Here is a 22,006-nt window from a genome sequence, read left to right on the forward strand (position 1 = left end):
GGTTTGGGCCGGAGCTGCCAGCGTCTGGACTGAGGCGTTGGGAATCGCACATGCGGACACTTTGGAGCATCGACCAGTTTAACGCCAACGGCCATTGCTGATTCTGGTATCAGGCAGGCGGATGCGCTGGTTCCGCGCCCGGTCGGACTCTTCACGGGCCGAACCTGTTCGCCGTCTCGGCGAACGCCGAGCCCGCGGGCACCTCCGCACCGCGCAACTTTGAAGACCCCCATTGAGACTCCCACAGCCTGGCTGTCGCAACACCCGCTCCTTCTCGCAGCGGGAGACCGGCGGTCGGGCTTCAGAAGGCCGGGTTGACGCCTGTGTACCCAGCTTCTGCCAGGCGGGCGGCCAGCAGCCCTCCAGGCCAACTGGACTTCGGTGCCTTCCCGGGGCACCGCAAGGCCTGCTCGACCACTGCGTCACCGAGTACCACTTCGATGTCCATCCGCGGGAAGCGCCCAAGCGAGGCAGACAACCGCTCGTAATTGACCCCGAGAGGGTCAGCCGCGCCGAAGTCGGTCAGAACGCCAAGCCTGACGAGTCTGGTCAGCGGCCCCATGCGCTCGGCAATGCCGGGAGACGTGTGCAGGGCGATGGCCTCCCACACCTTCTGTACCAGCGAGGCGGGCCAGTCGTACGGAGCCAGGAATTCACTTGCCGCGTCGGCGCCTTCTACCTCGAAGCGCTGCGGTCCGTCGTATGCGTCGGCTGTACCTGCGTCGTGAAACAGACAAGCAACAGCCAGCGCTTCACGCTCCCGCTCGCCGAGTCCTTCCTGCTGACCAAGGTGGTCAGCCACCAGCCAGACCCTGACACTGTGGTTGAGGATCGCTGGCCGAAGGACGGACCGAACGCGCTGGTACGCCGATTCGGCGACCGCTCCCACGAAGGAGACTTCCATCCCCCACCCTCCTTTTTCCGAGCCGCCGGTGACGGCTTTCGCATCGTGCCGATAGTCGTCCTCGCTGGTCGCCAGCCCCAGCAGGAAGCGTTCCTTGTGCCGCGCATGCGGGCGCGGCGCAGGCGTCCACCGGGCTGGCAGCGCCTGGAATCCGGGGCTACGCGCGCTGCTTGGCGACGTACTCCCGTGCGGTCCTGAGCAGTTCGGGGTGGAGCGTGTCGCCCGCCGCGAGCACCCTGGGCAGCAGTGTCCGCTGGGTGGTCTCGGCCCGGAACGCCATCTCCACCGTCACTTCGTGGTCCGGCCGGTGCACGATCTCGATCGGGTCGCCAGCGCGGATCTCGCCGGGCTCGACGACTCGGAGATACGCGCCGGGCGCGCTCTGCTGGGTGAAGCGCTTGACCCAGCCTTTCTCGCCCAGCCAGCTCGCGAAGGTACGACACGGAATGCGGCTGCTCGTCACTTCGAGGACCAGCTCGTCGCCTATCCGCCAGCGCTCGCCGATCTTCGCCCCGTTCACGTCGAGCCCGCTCGTGGTGAGGTTCTCGCCGAATGCACCGTTGTCGAGGGGCCGCCCCAACTCCCGCTCCCAAAAGTCGAGATCCTCACGCGCGAACGCGTACACCGCCTGGTCGGTGCCGCCGTGGTGGCGCAGATCGCAGACCGTGTCCCCCGCGACACCGCCTGCGCCCTGGCCCTTAGGGCCGGGGTCGCTCACCCGAACGGCTCCCTCGGCCGGCTGTTTGTCGATGCCGGTCGCGCCGCCCGGTGTGTCGGTGTACTCGACGATCTTCGGCTGGCCCACATTCACGGTCAGAAGCTTCATGGACGACACGCTAACCCCACTCCCAAAGCAACAAATCGAATAGAAAGAATCGCCCCAGATCACCTGGGACCCGCAACTCGACCGACCCGCGCGACTTTCTCGCGAACGCCATCGACGACGGAAACCCGGCGGACGCACTGATCGCGCTCGGGGACGAGCACAACGACGGCGGCACGGGCGAGAAGGCGGACACCATCCGCGTCGCCCACGGCACCGCGGCAATCACCGCCTGGCACGCCGCGCCAGAACAAGCCGACGGTCCGTCTCAAGGACGAGCACGGGCTGTCCTGGAGACCGATCGCGCTCAACCTCCACCAGCCGCCGCATACTGGCTGTGCTCGCTCTGACAGCCCCGGTGGAGATCGCCGGAGCGCGGGCCCTACGGTCTCCCGGAGCACCTTGCAGTGGCCATGGCGAAGCTGCCCGAAGTCGCGTGGGATGTCTTCCCTGATGCAAGACGGCCAGGCCGACACGACCAATCGGCGGCCGACTGGGCCCGTGGGCTGTTACAGGTCCTGTGTGCGCTGGCGGGCCAGGCCGGTGGCGGCGGTGTTCGTCGAGGTGTTGTTCTTGTCCGCCAGTTCGAAGACCTCGGTGAGGGTGTGGCCGATGCGGGCGCAGTCCTCAAGGACGCGGGTTCGGTCGTAGCCGTCGAGCAGGGCCGCGTTGTTGATGAGACCGCCGCCGTTCGCGATGAAGTCGGGCGCGTACAGGATGCCGGCGTTGCGCAGCAGGTCTCCGACAGTGGGGGCGGACAGCTGGTTGTTCGCGGCGCCGGCCACGACCTTGGCCTTCAGTTGGGGCACGGTCGTCGGGGTGAGTACGTCGCCGAGCGCGCAGGGGGCGAACACGTCGGCGGGCTGGGTGAGGATGTCCTCGCTGGACACTTCCTGGGCTTCGAGCTCCTTCACGGCGCGGCGTACGGCGTCGGGGCGGATGTCGGCGACCAGCAGGTGGGCACCCGCTTCGGCGAGTAGCTGGGCCAGGCGGTAGCCGACCTTGCCCAGGCCCTGGACGGCGATGGTGCGGCCACTCAGGTCGGAGGTGCCCCAGACGCGTTGTGCCGCGGACTGGATGGAGGCCAGGACTCCGGCGGCGGCGGGCTCATCGGAGTCGACTCCCTCGCCGCCCAGGACGTGTGGGGTGTTCTCGCGCATGAGGGCCACGTCGTCGACCGAGATGCCGACGTCCTCTCCGGTGACGAAGTGGCCGGCGAGCCGGTTGACCGCGGCGCCCATGGCGCGGAGCAGTTCCGGTGTCTTGTCCCGTCCGGAGTTGCCGAAGATGACGGCCTTGCCGCCGCCGAAGGGTAGCCCTGCCAGGGCCGACTTGTAGGTCATCGCCTGCGAGAGGCGCAGGGCGTCGCCGATGCCGTCTGCCTCCGTGGCGTACTCCCACATGCGGGTGCCGCCCATGGCGTTGCGCGGTCCGACGCGGTGGAGGGCGATCACAGCCCGCAAGCCGGACTTCGGGTCGCTGACGAACGCGACCTGCTCGTGGTCGTCGAAGGCGGGATGCTGGAACAAGGTCATGAGGGCCTCCACCTGGTGAGCGGCTGGGGACGTGGCGTCATCAACGTAGGTCCGCGCCGTTCGCGCACTCCGGTCCAAGCAGCGGTGAAGAGACCGGACCGTCCGTCCGCCGACTTGGTGCGGTCCCTTCGGCCTTCTTTGGTCCGGGTGTTCCTCCGGACGGCTCCCTAACTTCGGAAACGACCGTGCTCGGGCCCTTCCTCTGCATGTCGAGCTTGAGTCTTCCTCGCACGTCGTAAGGAGTCGTCCATGACGGAAGCGACCACCGATCGTCAGCCTCTGCTTGGCTACCACCACCTGCGCTTCCACGTGGGCAACGCCAAGCAGGCCGCCCACTACTACCGCACCGCTTTCGGCTTCACGCCCATCGCGTACTCCGGCCCGGAGACCGGCAACCGCGACAGCGCCTCCTGGGTGCTGGCGCAGGGCGACGTACGCCTGGTGCTGACCGCCGGCCTGCTGCCGGGTCACCTCGCCACCGACCAGCAGCATCTGCACGGCGACGGCGTACGGGACATCGCCTTCGCCGTACCGGACGTGCGGGCCGCGTTCGACGCCGCGCTCGCCGGCGGGGCCAAGCCTGTGACCGAGCCGCACGAGATCGTTGACGAGCACGGCAAGGTGGAGCTCGCCAGCATCGCCAGTTACGGCGACACCATCCACACCTTCGTCGACGCGTCCGGCTATTCGGGCCCCTTCCTGCCCGGTTACCAGGCGGTGGGCGACACCGGCAGGCTGGTCGGACTGAAGCCGCTGTGGACCGTGCCGCCGGGCCGCGACTTCGGCATCACCGCCATCGACCACATCGTGTGCAACGTCCCGTTGCACGAGATGAACACCTGGACCGAGTTCTACCAGCGGGTGCTCGGCCTCACCCAGCTCCTCCACTACGACGACGAGACCGTCGGCACTCAGTTCACGTCGATGATGAGCAAGGTCGTCTGGGACGGCACCGGCAAGATCAAGCTCAATGTCAACGAGCCCGCGCAGGGCAAGTCGCTGTCCCAGATACAGGAATACCTGAACTATTACGGCAGCTCCGGGGTGCAGCACATCGCCTTCTCCACCGACGACATCGCCACCACGGTCAAGGAGATGCGGGACAGCGGGGTGCGGTTCATGCGCGTTCCGGACACCTACTACGACGAAGTGCGGGAGCGGGTCGACATCGATGCGCTGGGCCTCGACCTGGACCGGCTCGCCGACCTTGGCGTGCTGCTGGACCAGGACGAGGACGGCTACCTGCTCCAGGTGTTCACCGAGCCCGCCCAGGACCGGCCGACCCTCTTCTACGAGGTCATCGAGCGGCACGGAACCCGCGGGTTCGGCCTGAACAACTTCAAGGCCCTCTTCCAGGCCATCGAGCGAGAGCAGGCCGCCCGCGGCAACCTCTGAGCCGTACACAGGCGGGGAGCGGGCATAGTCCTGCGAGGCCGCGGTGCCGTGCTGTGCCCACCGCGTACGCCCCCGTCACGCTGGCACAGATCGAGACGGGCCGATGCTAATGTCCAATTTTGTGCAGTTCGACCAGACCACCCGGGGGTCGGAACTCCTGCTCGGCTTGGACCGCTCCAGCGACACCCCGATGCACGTACAGCTGGAGGGCGCGCTGCGCGACGCCATCCGCAGCGGCCGCTTCACCGATGGGACGAAGCTGCCCGCCTCCAGGGTCCTGGCCGCCGAGCTCACCTGCTCGCGCTGGGTGGTCGTGGAGGCCTACCAGCAGCTCACCGCCGAGGGATATCTCCAGGCCCGGGCCGGCGGTGGCACGGTGGTCGTCAGTCCTTCGCCCCCGGCCAAGGACATTCCACGGACTCCTGTTCCTGCGCCGCCCGCGGTTCTGGTCGACTTCGAACCCGGCCTCCCGGACCTGGCCGCGTTTCCCCGCAGTGCGTGGCTGCGGGCGCTCCAGCACACGGTGCGAAGTCTGCCTCCCCACGATCTCAACTACGGGGCCGACGCCGGGGTGCCCCTGCTGCGGCGTGTTCTGTCCGAGCATCTGGCGCGTACGCGGGGAGTCCGGACGGACGCGGACGGCGTGCTGGTGTGCGCGGGCGTCACGCACGGCCTGACGCTGCTGTGTGAGGTGCTGCGCGAGCGGGGACATCGCCAGGTCGCTGTCGAGGACCCCGGCTGGCCGCGGCTGAGCAAGGCAGTGCGCAGGGCGGGTCTCACGCCGGTCCAGCTACCGGTGGACGAGGAGGGTCTGGTCGTCGAGGCGCTGTGGCGGACTTCGGCCCGTGCGGTGCTGGTCTCTCCGGCCCACCAGTTCCCGGCGGGCGTCGTGCTGTCGCCGAGCCGTCGGACGGCTCTGCTCGACTGGGCGCGCGAATGCGACGCGGTGGTCTTCGAGGACGACTACGACGCCGAGTACCGCTACGACCGCAGACCGGTCGGCGCGCTGCAGGGACTGGCTCCCAACCGGGTCGCGTACCTCGGCACGGTCAGCAAGACGCTCGGTCCCGGCGTGGGGATCGGCTGGCTGGTCGCGCCCAGAGAGCTACGGCCTGCCCTGGTCGGCCTCCGGGACTGCGGGGACCCCGTCCCGGCCACCCTCGATCAGATGGCGCTGGCCCATCTGATCGAGTCGGGCTCGCTGGACCGGCATCTGCGCCGCACCCGGAGCAGTTACGTGGAGCGCCTGAACACGCTCCGTACGGCGCTGGCCGAGCATCTGCCCGGCGCCTGGATCCAGGGCGTCGACGCCGGTCTGCACCTCATGCTCCTGCTGCCCGACGACGCGGATGAGGCTGCCCTGGTCCGTGAGGCCCGGCGGCTGGGCGTGCTGGCTGCCGGACTCGGTGACTACCACAGCGGTACGTCGCCGAGGCCCGGTCTGGTGATCGGCTACGGCAAGGTCCACCGACGGCAGATCACCGAAGGGATCGCCGCGCTGGCCGAGGCCTACCGGACGACTCGGCGCGTCGGAAACTGACCTTTGAACCGGTCTCCACATGGACCGGTTCACCGGCCCCTGAATGGTCAGGTTCATCCAGGAAATCGCCGCCTAGCCTCCTTGGCACAGAGCAGTTCGCCACAGACTTTCTGGAGGTGGGAATGGCAACGAAACCGCAGGCAATCAGCGCGCCCGAGCTGGCTTCCGTCCCGGCCGCGAAGTTCTTCTACAACCACGCAGTCCGCCACGGCAGTCAGCTGTGGATCTCGGGCCAGGTCTCCATGAACGCAGACGGAGCCGTCGTCGGCGAAGGAGACATCACGCGGCAGGCGGAACAGGTCTTCGAGAACCTCTCGGCGGTGGTGCGGGCCGCGGGCGGCGACCTGTCGCACGTGGTGTCCACGACGACGTACGTGACCGACCGGTCCCTGCTGTTGCCCGTCAACGAGGTCCGCGGCAGGTACCTGGCGTCCGATCCGGCGCCCACCAGCACTCTGCTGGTCGTGGCAGGGCTCGCCCGGCCGCAGTTCCTGCTGGAGATCAGCGCGGTCGCGGTCCTGCCCGAGTGACCACGCTCGCTCGTAGGGCTCGGCGGGCGCGAGGTACAGCTCCCGCCGCCCCGGAAGAATCCCACTCACCAGGAGACCCCAGATGAGCAAGCCGTTCGCCTCCTCGGCGGATCTGTCCGAGAAGCAGCAGTGCCTCGAAGTACTCGCCGACGGCGTCTACGCCCTGACCGCCGAGGGCGACCCGAACGTCGGCGCCATCGAGGGCGAGGACTTCGTCGTCTGCTTCGAAGCCCTCGCCACTCCGGTCGCGGCCCGCGAGTGGCTGGCGCAGCTGCGCGAGCACACCGACAAGCCGGTCAAGTACCTGATCCTGTCGCACTACCACGCCGTACGCGTGCTCGGCGCGAGCGCCTTCGACGCGGAGGTGATCATCGCCCACGACCGCACCCTCGAGCTGATCGCCGAACGCAGCACGCAGGACTGGGCGTCGGAGTACGGCCGCATGCCCCGCCTCTTCAAGGAGCCGGACTCCATTCCGGGCCTGACCTGGCCCACCCAGACCTTCAGCGACAGGGTCACCATCGAACTCGGCGGCGACCGCGGCGACCTCGTGCTGGAACACGTCGGCCGCGGCCACACAGAGGGCGACATCGTCGCCTGGCTGCCCAAGCACAAGATCCTCTTCGCCGGTGACCTCGTCGAAGCCCAGGCCGCCCTGTACACCGGCGACGCATTCCACCGGGAATGGTCCACCACCACGCTGGACCGCGTGGCCGACTACCGGGCCGAGGCGATCATCGGCGGCCGTGGCGCGGTCGCCCACGGACGCGCAGCAGTCGACGCCGCCATCGACCAGACCCGGCACTTCCTCCAGGTCATGCTGCGCGAGGTCGGCGACGTCCAGACGCGCGGCGGCACCCTCAAGGAAGCCTTCCAGGCCACCCACGACGCCCTCGTCGACCGCTACGGCGGCTGGCCGATCTTCGAGCACTGCCTGCCGTTCGACGTGGCCCGGGTCTGGGACGAACTGTCCGGCATCGACCGCCCCGTGATCTGGACGGCCGAACGCGACCGTGAGGTCTGGAACGCCCTCCAGGACTGACAGTCGGGACTGACACACCAAGGGGAGTCTCATGGCGTACTACCGGCAGGTGGGCGACATCCTTCCTGTTCGCATGATTGCTGCTGGTCTGATAGCCCAGCAGCATCACCGGACCTTTGTTGGTCAAATCCAGTGCCCGCTCCAACGCCGGGAAAATCGCTAGCAGTTGGGTTCGGAGCCGATTGATCTGACGGGTGCGGTCGAAGACGAGGTCCAGACGTCTGGTCGTCAGCGTGCGTAGATCGATGGCGACCTCGTCACCTGGTCTGAGCAGTCCAAGGCCCCGGCGGATCCGTGCCTGGTCGGCGATGACAAAGGCGTCCTTCGCGTCGGTCTTTGCCTCGCCCCGGTAGGTTGCCGAGGCCCGGTGCACTGCCAGGCCGGTGAGGTAGGCGACAGACTGGCCATGAGCGGTAAGCAGACCGATCAGCAGAGCGGCACAGCCATGGTTGAGGTCGATGGCCCACAGCACGTCGTCGGATATCGCCAGCACGTCGCCGATCAGTGTCAGCAGCTCAGTCTCGTCGTTGTGGATCCGGCGGGACAGCAGCCGCTTGCCCTCCGCGTTGATCGCCACGGTGTGGTGATGCGTCTTGCCGATGTCCACACCGGCCCAGATGTCGGGCACGTTCCCCTCCGCCAGCTCGTCGCATATGGGTCCCGCAGACGACCTCGCCGACATTCTCGTGGCGTCGGCCGTCTGCTCCTATGCTTCAGAAGCTGGCGGTACGGCGGGAAGGTCGAGGGTCAGTGCACCGGCGGCTCTTAGACTGCCGATCATGGTCATGCCGCTCAGTAAGGGCCTGTTGGCAAATTCGGCGAGGACGCCCCGGTCGACTCCGCACAGCGCGAGAGCCGCTGCGGCCACCGGCATCCGGGCACGGTCGGCTCCGTCGGCGATTTTCACCCCGACAGCGCGGCCATCCGGCAGGGCGGCCACTTGGACCCCTTCGAACCCGTCCTTGGCCAGCAGGCCGGGGACGGCTCGCATCAGCCGTGCGACATCCCGCCAACTCCCAGAAGCCATTTCCGGATACTCGCGTATGGCGTCGGCGACACTGGCCTCCATGGTGCCCGGCGCCGCAGAGGCAATCCGAGCCACAGCTCGTGTGAGGCCGTGCAAGGAGACCGAGAAGAGCGGTGCTCCACACCTATCGACCATCACTTGCGCGATACTCTCACCCGTCAGATCCTCCACCGCAGCGGCGATTGACTGCTGCAGCAGATTCCCAGAGTCGAGGTAAGAGTCGAGCGGCCAGCCCCGGGCTCGAGCCGTCATCAGCATGGCTGCATGCATGCCGGAACCGTTCTGCGCGAGCCGGGACAAGCCGTGTCCACCGCGGACCCACGCTTCACGCACCGCGGGATCGCACGGCCAGTCGGGCGTATTGCCCAGGTCGGCTTCGATCAGCCCGGCAACCGCTAAGAGGCGCAGGACGCCAACCAGATGGCGCTCCTCGCCTGAGTGACTGGCCGCAGCCAGCGCTAGCAGTTCACCATCCAGAAGCAGCCCGGCGCGCAGCAAGCCCACGACCTGGACCGGCCTGAGTGCGGAGCATGGGCAGAACGCCGCCTCAATGTCGCCGGCTTGGAACTCCACGCCACCGTCGGCGGACAGGACGACGACCGAGCCGTAATGGACCCCTTCGATGAGGTCTCCGCGCACCACATGGGCGAGCGGCGCATGACTTGGCTCACGAATAGCTGCCGCCTTTGCCGGCACACGCTCCGGGTAGCCAACTTCCCCGTCGGTCTGCGCCACCCGTCAGGCCCCGAACTCGCTGTCCGCGGCCACCGCGGCGCTGGGTATGGTGTCCACCCGGCGGCGGGCCACGAAACAGCCGCCGACCAGGGCCGCCACGGCCAGCGGCAGGCACAGCACCGTGGTGCTGTATGCCTCCTTGTCGGCGTACATCAGAAGCTGGTTTGGGCGTCGGGGGCCCAGGGCAGTTGGTAGCGGGCTCGTGCGACCCGACAGTCCTCGCGGTGGGTCCACACGAGTAACGGGCACCCCATGATCAGGCTCCAGGTACCGAGGGGTCCGGAGCCGCTGGTCGCCCGACAAGCGCGTAGGTTTCCGTAGCCACACCGCCACTGTGCCGATGCTCCTGCCATTGTTCCAGTGGATGTTTTTGAGCGTTAATCATTAGAGAATCCGACGATCGTTGGGCGGGGCTTCGTGTTCGATCTCCATCGGCTCCGCCTGCTGCGCGAGCTCAAGCACCGGGGCACGCTCGCTGCGGTCGCCTCCGCTTTGTCATACAGCCCCTCTTCGATCTCCCAGCAGCACTCCCTACTGGAGTCAGAGGCTGGGGTCCCCCTCCTTGAGCGCGTGGGGCGCGGCGTGCGTCTTACCCCGCAGGCTGGCCCCGTATCAGTAGTGCTCGACGACCGGCGCCCCGTTGTACTTCGAGCCGGAAAGGCCCAGCGTCGCCGCGTACGCCCTCTTGTGGTCGCCGTTCTCGTCGTGCGCCTCGAGCGCGTCCGTCACCGCTTCACGCAGCGCCTTGTCGTCCTTGTTCATGCCGATGCCGTAGGGCTCCTCGGTGAACGGGTTGCCGACGACCTTCAGTTTGTCCGGGCGCTGGGCGGCGTAGCCCATGAGGATGGCGTCGTCCGTGGTGACGGCGTCGATCTTCTTGTCGAGCAGTTGCTGGACGCACTCAGTGTCCTTGGTCGTCTCCACCGTCGTGGTGTTGTAGTCGGGCTTCTGGATCTCCCGGAGGGTGGTGGAGCCCTTGACCGAGCAGACCGTCTTGCCCTCCAGGGAGTACGGGCCCCCAATGGTGCTGTCGTTCTTGCGGACCAGGAGGTCGGCGCCGGCCATGTAGTACGGGCCGGCGAAGCCCACCTTCTTCTTGCGTTCGTCGTTGATCGTGTACGTGCCGACGTACAGGTCGACCTCGCCGCTGGAGATGGCGGCCTCACGGTTCTTCGTGTCGACCGTCCTGAACTCGATCTTGTCGGGCGAGAACCCGAGATCGGCGGCGACCATCTTGGCGATCTCAATGTCGAAGCCGGAGCGCCTGCCGTCCTTCTCCTCGAAGCCGAGGAACGGCTGGTCGTTATGGGCGCCGATGACGAGCTTGCCGGCCTTACGGGCCTTGCGCAGGATCGGGGAGTCGATCCTGACGTCCTTGGCGACCGTGTACGTGGGCAGCCTCGGGTGGCTCCCGTTCGAGCTGCTGGTGGGCTCGTCACCGGAGGCATTGCCGGACACTCCGCCGCAGGCGGTGGCGGTGAGGGCGACCGACAGCCCAGTGATCGCCGCGACGGCGGCGGACTTGGAAAGTTTCATATGCAGCGTCCTCTATTTTCTCAACAGGTTGCGCAGCCTGCGTCCCGATGCCGATCCCGCCGAGCAGGGCCCGCGCCGCGGTCCTCTCGATCGGTGCCTGACAGTTAGGCCTGGTCAAGCTCCTTGCCAGCGAGCCGTCGTGGAGATCGTCGCCGACGCCGGCTACCAGGGACTGGGCGCCGAGCGGTATGGCTCAGCCCAGCATGTGTTCGCTTGGGGTTCGATCAGTTGCCAGGCGGCGGCTGTGCCATTTCGCTGGCCTTCTGCATGGGCGGCGTTGACGACATCCCGGAGGATGCCGTTCTGTCTGTTGGACAGGCCCATATCCTGATAGTCACCGACGGTGGGATCCCCCCGGGTTCGTTGGCGTGACGAATGTTCACTTTCCTGTACGGGAGACGGTGCGGCTCACTGCAGGGCCCTGCAGCCTCGCGGATGAGACGGCTGACTTCCGGCTCGCGGCAGAGCTCCGCCTATGAGGGCCGGGCGGTTTTTCGCCGAACCCTGTCAGGCTGTCTGACAGGTTCACGCGAGGAGTCCTGCTTGGCATGCGGACGTGCTGCCAAAGGGCGATTCGTCACGTGTAGCGGGAAGTTGGGGAGCGCCCCAAGCCCTCGCCGCACTGGGGCAGGGGAGCCTGGATCTCCTGCACTCCAGGTGCGGAAGGTGGCGAGCCCCCACTGCTGATCGACGACCAGTTCCAGGGCGTGATCAGCGAAGGTGGGCAGCAGCCGCCGTATCCGCGCTCTCAGTGCCCGCAGTGTCATGGGAAGGCATAGCGTTCCCAGGAGCAGTCTCAGATGGTGGCAGCAGACGGGAGCCTGCGCTCTGGCGAGCACGTCGAACAGGAGGCGCTGGCTTGCGGTGCCCCTCGCATACGCAGGAGGCGGCGGCGCGGGCGGGCAGCGTCTCAGGTCGGCATGGATGCGCCAGGCCAGCTCAGCGGCCGGGGCTCGCCGATCGATGACATCGAACGCCCCGGCGGCGAATGCGACGACGGCATCACGTCCCTCGTGCCGCAACACGGCAACGGGGGCGATCAATGACGCGGCCCGGACGAGCCTGGCCATGCCGTCAACCTCTGTCGTGGGCAGGTCGAGCAGCATCATCGCTGGTCTTCGTTCCAGCAGAGAGGCACAAGCCGACTCACTCCCCCACCGCACAGCTCCGCTGAGGGCGAGGCCGGCACGATCCAACCGCGGGGCCAACGTCGAACTCGAAGGCTCACCCACCGACACCACGATCGGCTGCTTTTCCTGAACCGGAAGATCGGGATAAATCCGCCGTACTGACTGCTTTTGCACGCTTGTTCCTTTGTCGTGCCGCTTTGAGCTCGTCGCCGCTGCGGGAAGCCAGTTGGGTGTGCCTTGGCGGACCGAGAACAGTGAAGAGCAGGTTTCAAGCAGCTCCCGCAAGAGCCGGGTGGAGAGGGACCAGCGCGCGGCCGAGCAGGCCGGGCCCAGCGAGAGGACATGGTGATCGCGCTGAGGATTCAGGGACGGACGAACTGCAGGGTCACAGCCGGATAGTCGTCCCTGGCGGCCGCCAGGATCGGTCAGTGCGTCCGATCAGGAAATGTGGCACGGAGCAGCCTTGTGAGCGTGATCCGAGGCAGCAAGTGCGCGGAGCGGTGGTCGGCTCTGCAGCACGCGACCACTGTGCCGACAGATAGCTCCTTGTTCTAGCGCATGTTTTCGAGCAGTATTCATTGGGAAAAACGACCGTTCTCGAGGTTTTGATGTTTGATCTACACCGGCTCCGCCTTCTGCGGGAGCTCAAGCACCGCGGCACGCTTGCCGCGGTCGCCTCCGCACTGTCGTACAGCCCTTCCACGATCTCCCAGCAGCTCGCGCTCCTGGAATCAGAAGCTGGGGTCCCTCTCCTAGAGCCCGTCGGCCGACGCGTGCGTCTGACTCCGCAGGCCGAGATCCTCGTCGCCCACACCGAAGCCCTGCTCGAGCGGCTCGAACAGGCGGAAGCCGACATCGCCACCTCCTTGACCGACCTCGTCGGCACCATGCGCATCGCCTCCTTCCAAACTGCTGCGCTGGTTCTCGTCCCCACGGCGCTGACGCTTCTCCGTAACGCCCATCCGCTCCTGCGCGTCCATGTCACCCAGATGGAGCGGGAAAGTGCTGTGCCGGCTTTGCTCGCGCGCGATTTCGACCTGGTCATTGACGTGGAATACCCGCGCGATCCCAGCCCTCGTCCCGCTGAACTCGAGCAAGAGGACCTGTGCGAAGACTCCCTGCACCTGGCTCGACCGGGCAACGCCGACTCGAGTGCGTCGCCTCAGGAGGCGCTGCGCGCGCTGGCTGACCACCCGTGGATCATGGAACCGGAGGGGACGGTCCCCCGCCGCTGGGCTATGACCCTGTGCCGTGATGCGGGATTTGAACCCGATGTGCGCTACGAATCCACCGACCACTACCTTCACCTGCGGCTCGTTGAGCAGGGGCATGCCGTCGCGCTCCTCCCGGCCCTCGCGTGGCAGGGCCGTCCGCCAGCCGTGGCCCTGCACCCGCTGCCAGCAGGCCAGCAGGCGCGCAGACTGTTCACCGCCGTACGCCGCGGCAGCAGTCGGCACCCCGCCATCCAGGCCGTTCGGCAAGCGCTCCGGCAAGCGGTCAGACAGACCCCCCGTGTGGCAGACGACAGCCCGCCATCCTCATAGGGATCGCGAACACGTGGGGATCGGCGAGGCCGCACATGAGCATTGTGGCGGCCGGCCGGACCTCGCCGAAATACCGGCGCAGGATCGGCCAGCAGGGCTCGAAGTCGGCCCGGTCGGGCAGCAGATACCGCACCCGCACCACGTCGGCGAAGGTGCACTTCGCCTCCGCCAGTGCAGCCTCGATGTTGCGCAGGCACTGCTCGGCCTGGTCCACCACGTCGGAGATCGTCATGGTGGCGTAGTCGAAACCGGTCGTCCCGGACACATGCACCCAGTCGCCGTCGACCACTGCACGGGCATAGCCGATCTGCTCCTCGAACGTCGAGCCGCTGAGGATCGCACGTCGCTCTGTCATGCGCCGAAACGCAAGTGACCAACGTCGAATACGGCCACAGCCATGATCTGATATCTCTGAGCATATGGAGCGCCCTGAACTTCCTCTTCAGCAGCTGCACGCCTTCGTCGTGCTCGCCGAGGAACTCCACTTCGGCCGCGCCGCCACCCGCCTGGGCATCGCACAGCCGCCACTGAGCCAGCAGATCCGCCGCCTGGAAGACAAGGTCGGCCACCCTCTGTTCAGCCGCGAACCGGGACGCATCACGCTCACACCGGCTGGCCGAGAGCTGCTGCCCGCCGCTCAGCGGGCCCTCACTGACCTCACGGACGGCCTGGCGGCAGCCCGGGCCGTCGGCAGCGGCCAGGCCGGCCGCCTGCGGATCGGCTTCGCCTCCTCGCTCGCCCTGACCGTCCTGCCCGGCCTGCTGCGCACCTTCAGGGAGCGGTTCCCCGGCGTGCACCTGGACATCCAGGAAATGACCACCACGCCGCAACTCGCAGCCCTGCACGACAAGACCATCGACATCGGCCTGCTGCGTGAGCCACCCGCCGACGAAACACAGCTCGGATTCAAAACGGTACTCACTGAGCCCTTCGTGGCCGTGCTGCCCTCCGCGCATCCGCTTACGGCCCAGCGAGCCGTCCAGGTAGGGCAGTTGGCAAACTCGCCGTTTGTGCTTCTGCCCCGTCAGGTCGGCCCGCGGCTGCACGACCAGATCATCGGCTTGTGCACCGCGTCAGGCTTCACGCCCCAGGTGGTCCAGCACGCCGTGGAATGGCAAACCGTCTGCGCCCTGGTAGAAACCGGCCTTGGCGTCTCCCTTGCCCCGGCGAGCATCCGACGCATTCGCCTCAGAGGCGTCGCCTTCCGCAGGACCGAGCCCAGCACCGCCCGCACCCGAGTCGCCGTCGCCTGGCGCAAAAGCGACCAAAATCCCCTGGTCGCGAGCCTCCTAGCGATTGTCAGCCAGGCTCCGCCGGACAGACCCTAGTGACCTGAGTCAGAGTTTCGGTCGCATAGGCGGCGACTTTGTCGAGAATCTCGTCGGCGGTCTTCGTCCAGACGAACGGTCGTGGGAGTCGTTCCGGTCGGCAAGCCAGGAGCGGATGCCGCGTTCGAGATAGCGCGTGGCCGACCTTGTCCTCCAGGCGCCGAATCTGGTGGCTCAGTGGCGGCTGGGCGAGGCGGGTGGCGGCGCGGCGGAAGTGGAATTCCTCGGCGAGCACGACGAAGGCGTGCAAGTTCAGGGCGCTCCATACGCTTAGAGATATTACTTCATGTCTGAAGCTGTATTAGACGTAACTGTGCTGGTCACTTAGCGTGTGGCGCATGACAGAGCGACGTGCGATCCTCAGCGGCTCGACGTTCGAGGAGCAGATCGGCTATGCCCGTGCCGTGGTCGACGGCGACTGGGTGCATGTGTCCGGGACGACGGGTTTCGACTACGCCACCATGACGATCTCCGAGGACGTGGTGGAGCAGGCCGAGCAGTGCCTGCGCAACATCGAGGCTGCGCTGGCGGAGGCGAAGTGCACCGTCGCCGACGTGGTGCGGGTGCGGTATCTGCTGCCCGACCGGGCCGACTTCGAGCCCTGCTGGCCGATCCTGCGCCGGTATTTCGGCGAGGTCCGGCCGGCCGCCACAATGCTCATGTGCGGCCTCGCCGATCCCCGCATGAAGGTCGAGATCGAGGCGTACGCACGGCGGGCCACCGCGTAACAGCCCGATTTGCTCTGGGGAACGGGAGACGTCGTGCCCGACGGCGGCGGGGCGATCTGACACATCACGAGTGGACTCGGCTGAACCACTGCTGCCCGGCGGCGGACGGCCGGGCGGACGCGAGGCGCGATCAACGCACAGTGATCAACGGCCTTCTCTTCTGCCAACGCACAGGCACCCCCCTGGCGCGACTTGCCGTGGTGCGGGTGGCCCCGAGGCGCCACCGCGGGTCGTGGAGCAGTTGCTGGGCCGCAGCCGCAAGCAGGGTGCGCCGGCGCTTCAGCCGTCGCCGGAGGCGATCGCCGAGGTGACCAGCCTCCTCGCGTCCGCAGGTACCCGCCACTGAGCCCCGCCTCGGTGCGGGGCGGCGGTCGGCGCCGACGGCGGGCCGTCAGTCGCTGTCGCGCTTCTCGATGACCAGGATGCGGGCCTCGGGGACTGGGCGGGCCACGTGCTCGTCACCGGGTTCCACACAGCACACCCGGCCCGGTGTGAGGCGTTCGACCCGTTCGGTGCCCTCGACGCGGTAGTGCATGTCCACCGCTCCGTCGAGTACCACGAACACCTCCGACCCGTCGTTGACGTGCCACCGGTAGGGCTGGTCGGTCCAGTGCAGCCGCACGGTCGCGTCGTCCAGGGCGGCGAGGTCGAGCGCGCCCCAAGGACGCTCGGCGGTGAAGGAGGAGGAGTCGAGGAAACGCACAGGAGATCTTCTCTCAGTCAAAGGGCCGCACGGCCGGCTCGGAGCCCCCATTGTGCGAGGGGAGACCCGTCACCGCGGTCGGCAAAAATGACTTAGTACGTCGATATCCTGCCATCCGGTCTCGCACGCGGGCAGCACTCCTGGCCGGCCTGGGGCCCGCGACGGCGGACTTGCATCGAAGATCGGCCGTGACATCCCGCTGGAGCTCACGCGCGACTGACCGGCCGCATCCAGGACTCGACCTGCACCACGGCGACCAAGCGGCGGTAGGCCCCGCCGCCCCGCCCGGCCGGCGGCTTCCCGGACACCGACAACGGCCCCCCGGCCGACGGGCCGGCCGCCACCTTCGTCCGGGCCCTGTCCCACCTCCAGCGCACCAGCGACAAGACCCTGCGCGCTCTTGGCCAGGAAGCCGGGGTCGACCCCTCGTACGTCTCACGCGTCCTCAGCGGCGAGCGGCTGCCGTCATGGAAGCTCGCCGCCGCCTGCGGGGGAGACCCAGAGGAACTGCGACCGCTGTGGGACGCCGCCCGCGGCTACCGCGTCGTCCAACCCGCCAGCCTCCACGCCGCCTTGCGCGGCCTGCACCTGTCAGCCGCCCGCCCCGACGCCACCCTCATCCGCGAACGCACCGACAACACCCTGTCCATGGAGGACATCACCGGCATGCTCAACGGCACCCGCGTCCCGGACTGGGAACTGGTCGACCACCTCGTGGGCGCCCTGCACGGCCAGGCCGACACCATCCGGCCCCTGTGGAACGCAGCCCGCACCACCAGCCCCAACGCCGCACCACCCGGGCCACCCGGCTTCGAATCTCCCTGCCGGCGGGTGCGTTCGGATGACGGCCCCCGCCGTAACCCCGCTGCTCATCCTCCCGACAGGGAGCTGCCCCGTGCGCAAACCCGACTCGCCCAGCCACAGCCCTAGACGACATCTCCCCAGCGGATCCGCCGCTCGTGGATCCGCGGGGACGGTCCTGGACGTTGCCCTGCCCGCAGCCTTCGAAGGTTTCTACGCCCTTCACCATCACCGCTACCTTGCCTACGCCCTGGCCCACCTGGACCGCCACACCGCCGAAGCCACCGTCCGCGAAGCCTTCGGCCTCCTGGCCACCAACTGGCCGCACGCTGTCAGCCGGCTCAGCCCCGCCGCATACGGATGGCGCCAGCTCGTCGACAGCGTTCACGCCCGCACCCCGCCGCTGCCCATCCCCGTGGACTCCCCCGAGCAGTACGACGCGATCGTCCTGCACCACATCGTGGGCTGCGAACTCAAGGAGATCGCCGCCACCACCGGGCAGGAACCCAGCAAAATCCGGTACCTCCTGCGCTCATGGAAGCACTCCGCCGCCCAGGCCCCCGAACCGAGAGCACCCACCCCGCTGGCCCACGTGAACAGGCGCCCTCCGGCCACGCCACCCGCAGACGAGTCAGGTCCAGTACGCGGACCGGCTCCCTTGCCCACCGGTGCGGGCCGGTGGTGGCGATGATCGCGCCGTCGGACGGCTGCGCCGCGTACTGGCTGTGCGCCGCGGCCCAAGTCTCCTGCCGCGCCACAGCCAGGTCCGGCCCCGGACTCCCAGCTCTGTCCCCAGGGGAAAAGTAACTGGCGGGTAGCTTTCGGATAGTCAGAGACCCGTTTCCTCGCTCTCGGGCGCCTCGTTGGGCCGTCCGGATGAAGCCCGGGGCAGGCGAGGGAAGGGGCGGGTGTGCGGCAAGAGTGGTCGCCGGAAGAGCTGTTGGCGAGTTGGACGCTGGTGGACGGCGACTGGGACCTGGTGGCGAACAAGACCGGGGCAACGCGGCTGGGCTTCAGTCTGCTGCTGAAGTTCTTCGAGCTGGAGGGCCGGTTCCCGGATCTGCTGGAAGAGGTTCCGCAGCCCGCGGTGGAGTACGTCGCCGGGCTGGTGAAGGTGCCGGCGGCCGAGTTCGCGAAGTACGACCTGACCAGCCGGTCGGCGACGAACCACCGCAAGCAGATCCGCGAGGCGCTGAAGTTCCGGCCCGCCACCCGGGCCGACGAGGAGAAGCTGATCGCGTGGCTGGCCGCAGAGGTGTGCCCGGTCGAGCTGGTGGAGGACCGGCTGCGCGAGGCCCTGTTGGTGGAGTGCCGGGCCAGGACGATCGAGCCGCCGGGCCGCATCGACCGCATCGTCACCGCGGCCCAAACCCGGGCGGAGAAGAGGTTCTGCGCACGAACATCGAGCGCCTGGGCGACGTCGGGGTGGCCCGGCTGCTGGAGCTGGTGGCCGAGGACAACGAGGACGGCGCCGCCTTGCTGGCCCTGCTCAAGCGAGACCCGGGCGCGGTCGGCCTGGAATCCCTGCTGACGGAGATCACCAAGCTGAACGACGTGCGCAGACTCGGCCTGCCCAAGGGTCTGTTCGCGGACTGCTCGGAGAAGCTGCTGGCCGCATGGCGGGCGCGGGCGATCAAGATGTACCCCTCGGACTTCCGCGACACCGCCGAGGACGTACGGATCACCCTGCTCGCGGCGCTGTGCTCCTCCCGGCAGGCGGAGATCACCGACGCCTTGGGGGACCTGCTGATCGCCCTGGTGCAGAAGATCAACGCCCGTGCCGAGCGGCGGGTGGAACGGCAGCTCACCGCCGAGCTGAAGAAGGTACGCGGCAAGGAGGGCATCCTCTTCCGGCTGGCGGACGCGGCGATCGGCAAACCGGACGAGATCGTGCGCACGGCCCTGTACCCGGTGGTCGGGGAGAAGACGCTGCGCGACCTGGTCGCCGAGGCGAAGGCGAACCAGAAGGTCTTCAAGGCCAAGGTCCGCACCACGCTGCGCTCCTCGTACAGCAACTACTACCGGCAGATGCTGCCGCCGCTGCTGCGCACGCTGGGCTTCCGCTGCAACAACACCGCCTACCGGCCGGTGATGGACGCGCTCGCGCTGCTGGAGAAGTACGCCGACGTCGACGGCAAGACGCGCTTCTACGACGCCGGGGACGTGGTGCCGATGGACGGCGTCGTACGCAAGGACTGGCGTGAGGCCGTCGTGGACGACAAGGGCAGGGTCGAGCGCATCCCGTACGAGCTGTGCGTCCTGGTGGCGCTGCGGGACGCGATCCGGCGCCGGGAGATCTACGTCGAGGGCGGGAGGCGGTGGTGCAACCCGGAGGACGACCTGCCCGGCGACTTCGAGGCCACCCGCACTGTGCACTACGCGGCGATCCGCCAGCCGCTGGACGCGGCGGAGTTCATCACCGACCTGAAGCGGCGGATGACCGAGGCTCTCGACCGGCTGTCCGGGGCGCTCGCGGACGGCTCGGCGGGCGGGGTGAAGGTCACCACCCGGCACGGCGAGCCGTGGATCAAGGTTCCGAAGCTGGAGAAGCTGGACGAGCCCACCGGCCTGACGGCGCTCAAGGACGAGGTCGTACGCCGCTGGGGTGTGCTCGATCTCCTGGACGTGCTCAAGAACGCTGACTTCGACACCGGTTTCACCGACGAGTTCGCCTCGGTCGCCGCGTACGAGCGCATCGACCGCGCCGTCCTCCAACAACGGCTCCTGCTGGCCCTGTTCGCCCTCGGTACGAACATGGGCATCCGGGCCATCGTGGCGACCGGCGAGCACGGCGAGAGCGAGGCGGCCCTGCGGCACGTGCGTCGGCACTTCATCACCGTCGACAACCTGCGGGCCGCCGTACGGAAGCTGGTGAACTCCACCTTCGCCGCCCGGGACACCGCCTGGTGGGGCACCGGCACCTCGTGCGCGTCGGACTCGAAGAAGTTCGGGTCTTGGTCCTCGAACTTCATGACCGAGTACCACGCCCGCTACGGCGGCAACGGCGTGATGGTGTACTGGCACGTCGAGAAGAAGAACGTCTGCATCTACTCCCAGCTCAAGAGCTGTTCGTCGTCCGAGGTCGCGGCGATGATCGAAGGACTTTTGCGGCACTGCACGGACGCCGAAATCGAGTCGAACTACGTTGACACGCACGGCGCGAGCGTGGTCGGGTTCGCCTTCACCGAGCTGCTCAACTTCCGGCTGCTGCCGAGGCTGAAGAACATCGGCAGCATCCGCCTGTACCGGCCGGACGACACCCCGCCCGGCTGGCCGGCGCTCGGCGGCTCGCTGACGACCCGGGCCATCAAGTGGGACCTGATCGCCCAGCAGTACGACCAGATGGTCAAGTACGCCACCGCCCTGCGCCTGGGCACCGCGGAGGCGGAACAGGTCCTGCGCCGCTTCACCCGCGGCGGCCCCAAACACCCCACCTACGCCGCGCTCGAAGAACTCGGCCGCGCGGTACGCACCATCTTCGCGTGCGACTACCTCGCCAGCCCGGACCTGCGCCGCGAGATCCACGGCGGCCTCCAGGTCGTGGAGAACTGGAACTCGGCGAACACCGTGCTGCACTACGGCAAGGACGGCGCCCTGACCGGCCCGGACAAGGAGCACGCCGAGACCTCCATGCTTGCGCTCCACCTGCTCCAGTCCAGCCTGGTCCACATCAATACCCTGCTGCTTCAGCGCGTTCTTGCCGAACCCGCGTGGGCGAAGAAGCTCTCGGACGAGGACCGGCGCGGGCTGACCGCGCTCTTCTGGTCGAACATCAACCCGTACGGCACGTTCCGGCTGGAGATGGACAAGCGGCTCGACTTCGCCCTGCCCACAGTGCCCCACCCCCGGACCCCGGCCAGCGCCGCCGGCCACCCAGCAATGGAGTTCCGCCATGCCCGTTGAACACTGCGGGCGCTGGCTCAGCGCCGCCGGCACCGCCAGCTTCGCGCAGGACGGCTCTCTGGCCGCAGCGCTTGCCCTCGCGTGCGCCCTGCACGCCCTCAACGAGGTCTCCAAGGGCGTCGAACCGGGCCCCGCCGCCGCGGTGCTGACCATCTCCGGCCCGGACGGGGCCGTGCTCGGCCAGTTCGCCGCCGACGCCCAGGACGCGGAGATCCTGACCAAGTGCGTACACGAGTTGTCCGCCGACCGCTACGGTCAGGTCTTCGCCGAGGACCTTCAGCGCCTGATGGGCAGGTATCAGCAGTGACCGCAGCAACCCCCGTCCGCGACGTCCTGGTCCTCAAGGCGCTCGCCTGGGCGCGCGTCCTGGCCTCGCCGGAGTGGTGGCGGCTCCCCGGCGAGGACCGCGAGGCCCACCGCTCCGGCGTCGAACTCGCCTTCTGGACCAACCGCCAGGTCCGCCACAGCGGACTGTGCACCTCGTGCTGGTTCCGGGAGAGTGACCCCGACATCCGCTTCTGTGACGGCGGCGGATGCCGCAACTTCACCCGCCTCCTGGACACGCTCAGAACGAGCGCAAGGCGGTGCCGGGAGGCTCCGCCGCTTTACAGGTTCTCGGCCTCGTCTCCGAGGTCACGCAACCTCTGTGATTCGCGGACGGCGCGCACGACGAGCGCGGCGAGTGCTGGCATCGCCCACGTCTCCGGATCGATCGCCCGTCTACTGTAGCCACCGAGGCAACCACCGGTCTGCTGCGTCGGCCCGAGGCCGGCGGACGCCGGCCTCGGCACTCGTGGTGGTC

Annotated in this window: 21 protein-coding genes and 4 pseudogenes; 15 read left to right on the plus strand and 10 right to left on the minus strand. The window is 68.1% G+C overall.

The features are described 5' to 3' along the window. Window positions 1-301: 301 nt before the first annotated feature. From ACH5AF_RS17840 to ACH5AF_RS17850, 3 genes are all read right to left on the minus strand, one after another. Entirely contained in the window at window positions 302-904 is a 603-nt protein-coding gene (locus ACH5AF_RS17840; protein WP_398902581.1) for an HD domain-containing protein, read from the minus strand. Between the two features lie 157 nt (window positions 905-1,061). Then, window positions 1,062-1,730: an MOSC domain-containing protein gene (locus tag ACH5AF_RS17845; RefSeq protein WP_398902582.1), complete on the minus strand. Its 669-nt coding sequence runs from the start codon at window positions 1,728-1,730 to the stop codon at window positions 1,062-1,064. Between the two features lie 506 nt (window positions 1,731-2,236). Beyond that, window positions 2,237-3,262, minus strand: coding sequence for a Leu/Phe/Val dehydrogenase (locus ACH5AF_RS17850; protein ID WP_398902583.1), 1,026 nt, complete (start codon window positions 3,260-3,262; stop codon window positions 2,237-2,239). Window positions 3,263-3,511: 249 nt separating this feature from the next. On the opposite strand from ACH5AF_RS17850, the gene hppD reads away from it, so the two are divergent. From hppD to ACH5AF_RS17870, 4 genes are all read left to right on the plus strand, one after another. After that, window positions 3,512-4,657 carry a 4-hydroxyphenylpyruvate dioxygenase gene (hppD, locus tag ACH5AF_RS17855; protein ID WP_398902584.1) on the plus strand — a complete coding sequence of 382 codons (1,146 nt, stop codon included), beginning with the start codon at window positions 3,512-3,514 and terminating at the stop codon, window positions 4,655-4,657. Window positions 4,658-4,778: 121 nt separating this feature from the next. Further along, complete coding sequence (locus ACH5AF_RS17860) at window positions 4,779-6,197, plus strand: PLP-dependent aminotransferase family protein (protein WP_398902585.1); 1,419 nt, start codon at window positions 4,779-4,781, stop codon at window positions 6,195-6,197. A 122-nt stretch (window positions 6,198-6,319) separates the two neighbouring features. Beyond that, complete coding sequence (locus tag ACH5AF_RS17865) at window positions 6,320-6,727, plus strand: RidA family protein (protein ID WP_398902586.1); 408 nt, start codon at window positions 6,320-6,322, stop codon at window positions 6,725-6,727. Window positions 6,728-6,809: 82 nt separating this feature from the next. Continuing rightward, window positions 6,810-7,769: an MBL fold metallo-hydrolase gene (locus ACH5AF_RS17870; protein WP_398902587.1), complete on the plus strand. Its 960-nt coding sequence runs from the start codon at window positions 6,810-6,812 to the stop codon at window positions 7,767-7,769. Between the two features lie 63 nt (window positions 7,770-7,832). Here ACH5AF_RS17870 and ACH5AF_RS17875 read toward each other — a convergent pair. The 3 genes and pseudogenes from ACH5AF_RS17875 to ACH5AF_RS17885 all read right to left on the minus strand — a co-directional run. Further along, window positions 7,833-8,451 (minus strand): annotated as a pseudogene (locus ACH5AF_RS17875) (IS110 family transposase); the annotation flags it as partial. Between the two features lie 24 nt (window positions 8,452-8,475). After that, complete coding sequence (locus ACH5AF_RS17880) at window positions 8,476-9,531, minus strand: asparaginase (RefSeq protein WP_398902588.1); 1,056 nt, start codon at window positions 9,529-9,531, stop codon at window positions 8,476-8,478. A gap of 3 nt (window positions 9,532-9,534) precedes the next feature. Then, window positions 9,535-9,684, minus strand: a complete 150-nt coding sequence (locus tag ACH5AF_RS17885; RefSeq protein ID WP_398902589.1) for a hypothetical protein — start codon at window positions 9,682-9,684, stop codon at window positions 9,535-9,537. 264 nt (window positions 9,685-9,948) lie between these two features. On the opposite strand from ACH5AF_RS17885, the pseudogene ACH5AF_RS17890 reads away from it, so the two are divergent. Continuing rightward, window positions 9,949-10,134: pseudogene (locus ACH5AF_RS17890) on the plus strand (LysR family transcriptional regulator); the annotation flags it as partial. A 9-nt stretch (window positions 10,135-10,143) separates the two neighbouring features. On the opposite strand, the gene ACH5AF_RS17895 reads toward ACH5AF_RS17890, so the two are convergent. Further along, window positions 10,144-11,067: a glutamate ABC transporter substrate-binding protein gene (locus ACH5AF_RS17895; RefSeq protein ID WP_398902590.1), complete on the minus strand. Its 924-nt coding sequence runs from the start codon at window positions 11,065-11,067 to the stop codon at window positions 10,144-10,146. A gap of 1,738 nt (window positions 11,068-12,805) precedes the next feature. On the opposite strand from ACH5AF_RS17895, the gene ACH5AF_RS17900 reads away from it, so the two are divergent. After that, on the plus strand, window positions 12,806-13,741 hold the full coding sequence (locus ACH5AF_RS17900) for a LysR family transcriptional regulator (RefSeq protein ID WP_398902791.1): 936 nt from the start codon (window positions 12,806-12,808) through the stop codon (window positions 13,739-13,741). Here the strand turns inward: ACH5AF_RS17900 and ACH5AF_RS17905 are convergent. Next, on the minus strand, window positions 13,695-14,096 hold the full coding sequence (locus ACH5AF_RS17905) for a RidA family protein (RefSeq protein WP_398902591.1): 402 nt from the start codon (window positions 14,094-14,096) through the stop codon (window positions 13,695-13,697). The two genes, ACH5AF_RS17900 and ACH5AF_RS17905, sit on opposite strands and share 47 nt — an antisense overlap. Window positions 14,097-14,160: 64 nt before the next feature. Between ACH5AF_RS17905 and ACH5AF_RS17910 the strand changes: the two genes are divergently transcribed. Further along, window positions 14,161-15,069: a LysR family transcriptional regulator gene (locus tag ACH5AF_RS17910; protein WP_398902592.1), complete on the plus strand. Its 909-nt coding sequence runs from the start codon at window positions 14,161-14,163 to the stop codon at window positions 15,067-15,069. 130 nt (window positions 15,070-15,199) lie between these two features. Here ACH5AF_RS17910 and ACH5AF_RS17915 read toward each other — a convergent pair. Beyond that, window positions 15,200-15,349, minus strand: a pseudogene (locus ACH5AF_RS17915) (LysR family transcriptional regulator); the annotation flags it as partial. Between the two features lie 58 nt (window positions 15,350-15,407). Between ACH5AF_RS17915 and ACH5AF_RS17920 the strand changes: the two are divergent. Then, the gene (locus ACH5AF_RS17920; protein WP_398902593.1) at window positions 15,408-15,797 is read left to right on the plus strand and encodes a RidA family protein; all 390 of its coding nucleotides are present in this window, start codon (window positions 15,408-15,410) and stop codon (window positions 15,795-15,797) included. A 391-nt stretch (window positions 15,798-16,188) separates the two neighbouring features. Here ACH5AF_RS17920 and ACH5AF_RS17925 read toward each other — a convergent pair whose 3' ends face one another. Beyond that, the gene (locus ACH5AF_RS17925) at window positions 16,189-16,500 is read right to left on the minus strand and encodes a hypothetical protein (protein ID WP_398902594.1); all 312 of its coding nucleotides are present in this window, start codon (window positions 16,498-16,500) and stop codon (window positions 16,189-16,191) included. Window positions 16,501-16,857: 357 nt separating this feature from the next. Here ACH5AF_RS17925 and ACH5AF_RS17930 point away from each other — a divergent pair. From ACH5AF_RS17930 to ACH5AF_RS17960, 7 genes and pseudogenes are all read left to right on the plus strand, one after another. Next, window positions 16,858-17,001 (plus strand): annotated as a pseudogene (locus ACH5AF_RS17930) (helix-turn-helix domain-containing protein); the annotation flags it as partial. Window positions 17,002-17,073: 72 nt separating this feature from the next. Then, window positions 17,074-17,430: a hypothetical protein gene (locus tag ACH5AF_RS17935; protein ID WP_398902595.1), complete on the plus strand. Its 357-nt coding sequence runs from the start codon at window positions 17,074-17,076 to the stop codon at window positions 17,428-17,430. Then, the gene (locus ACH5AF_RS17940) at window positions 17,396-17,992 is read left to right on the plus strand and encodes a hypothetical protein (RefSeq protein ID WP_398902802.1); all 597 of its coding nucleotides are present in this window, start codon (window positions 17,396-17,398) and stop codon (window positions 17,990-17,992) included. The genes ACH5AF_RS17935 and ACH5AF_RS17940 overlap by 35 nt, the downstream gene beginning before the upstream one ends. Window positions 17,993-18,211: 219 nt before the next feature. Further along, entirely contained in the window at window positions 18,212-18,832 is a 621-nt protein-coding gene (locus ACH5AF_RS17945) for a DUF4158 domain-containing protein (RefSeq protein ID WP_398902596.1), read from the plus strand. Further along, window positions 18,727-21,204 carry a Tn3 family transposase gene (locus ACH5AF_RS17950; RefSeq protein ID WP_398902597.1) on the plus strand — a complete coding sequence of 826 codons (2,478 nt, stop codon included), beginning with the start codon at window positions 18,727-18,729 and terminating at the stop codon, window positions 21,202-21,204. Before ACH5AF_RS17945 ends, ACH5AF_RS17950 begins: the two co-directional genes overlap by 106 nt. After that, window positions 21,194-21,511 carry a hypothetical protein gene (locus ACH5AF_RS17955; protein WP_398902598.1) on the plus strand — a complete coding sequence of 106 codons (318 nt, stop codon included), beginning with the start codon at window positions 21,194-21,196 and terminating at the stop codon, window positions 21,509-21,511. Before ACH5AF_RS17950 ends, ACH5AF_RS17955 begins: the two co-directional genes overlap by 11 nt. Beyond that, the gene (locus tag ACH5AF_RS17960) at window positions 21,508-21,933 is read left to right on the plus strand and encodes a hypothetical protein (protein WP_398902599.1); all 426 of its coding nucleotides are present in this window, start codon (window positions 21,508-21,510) and stop codon (window positions 21,931-21,933) included. Before ACH5AF_RS17955 ends, ACH5AF_RS17960 begins: the two co-directional genes overlap by 4 nt. Window positions 21,934-22,006 lie beyond the last annotated feature (73 nt).

The organism is Streptomyces sp. NPDC018833, from assembly GCF_044390825.1.
Taxonomy (GTDB): Bacteria; Actinomycetota; Actinomycetes; order Streptomycetales; family Streptomycetaceae; genus Streptomyces.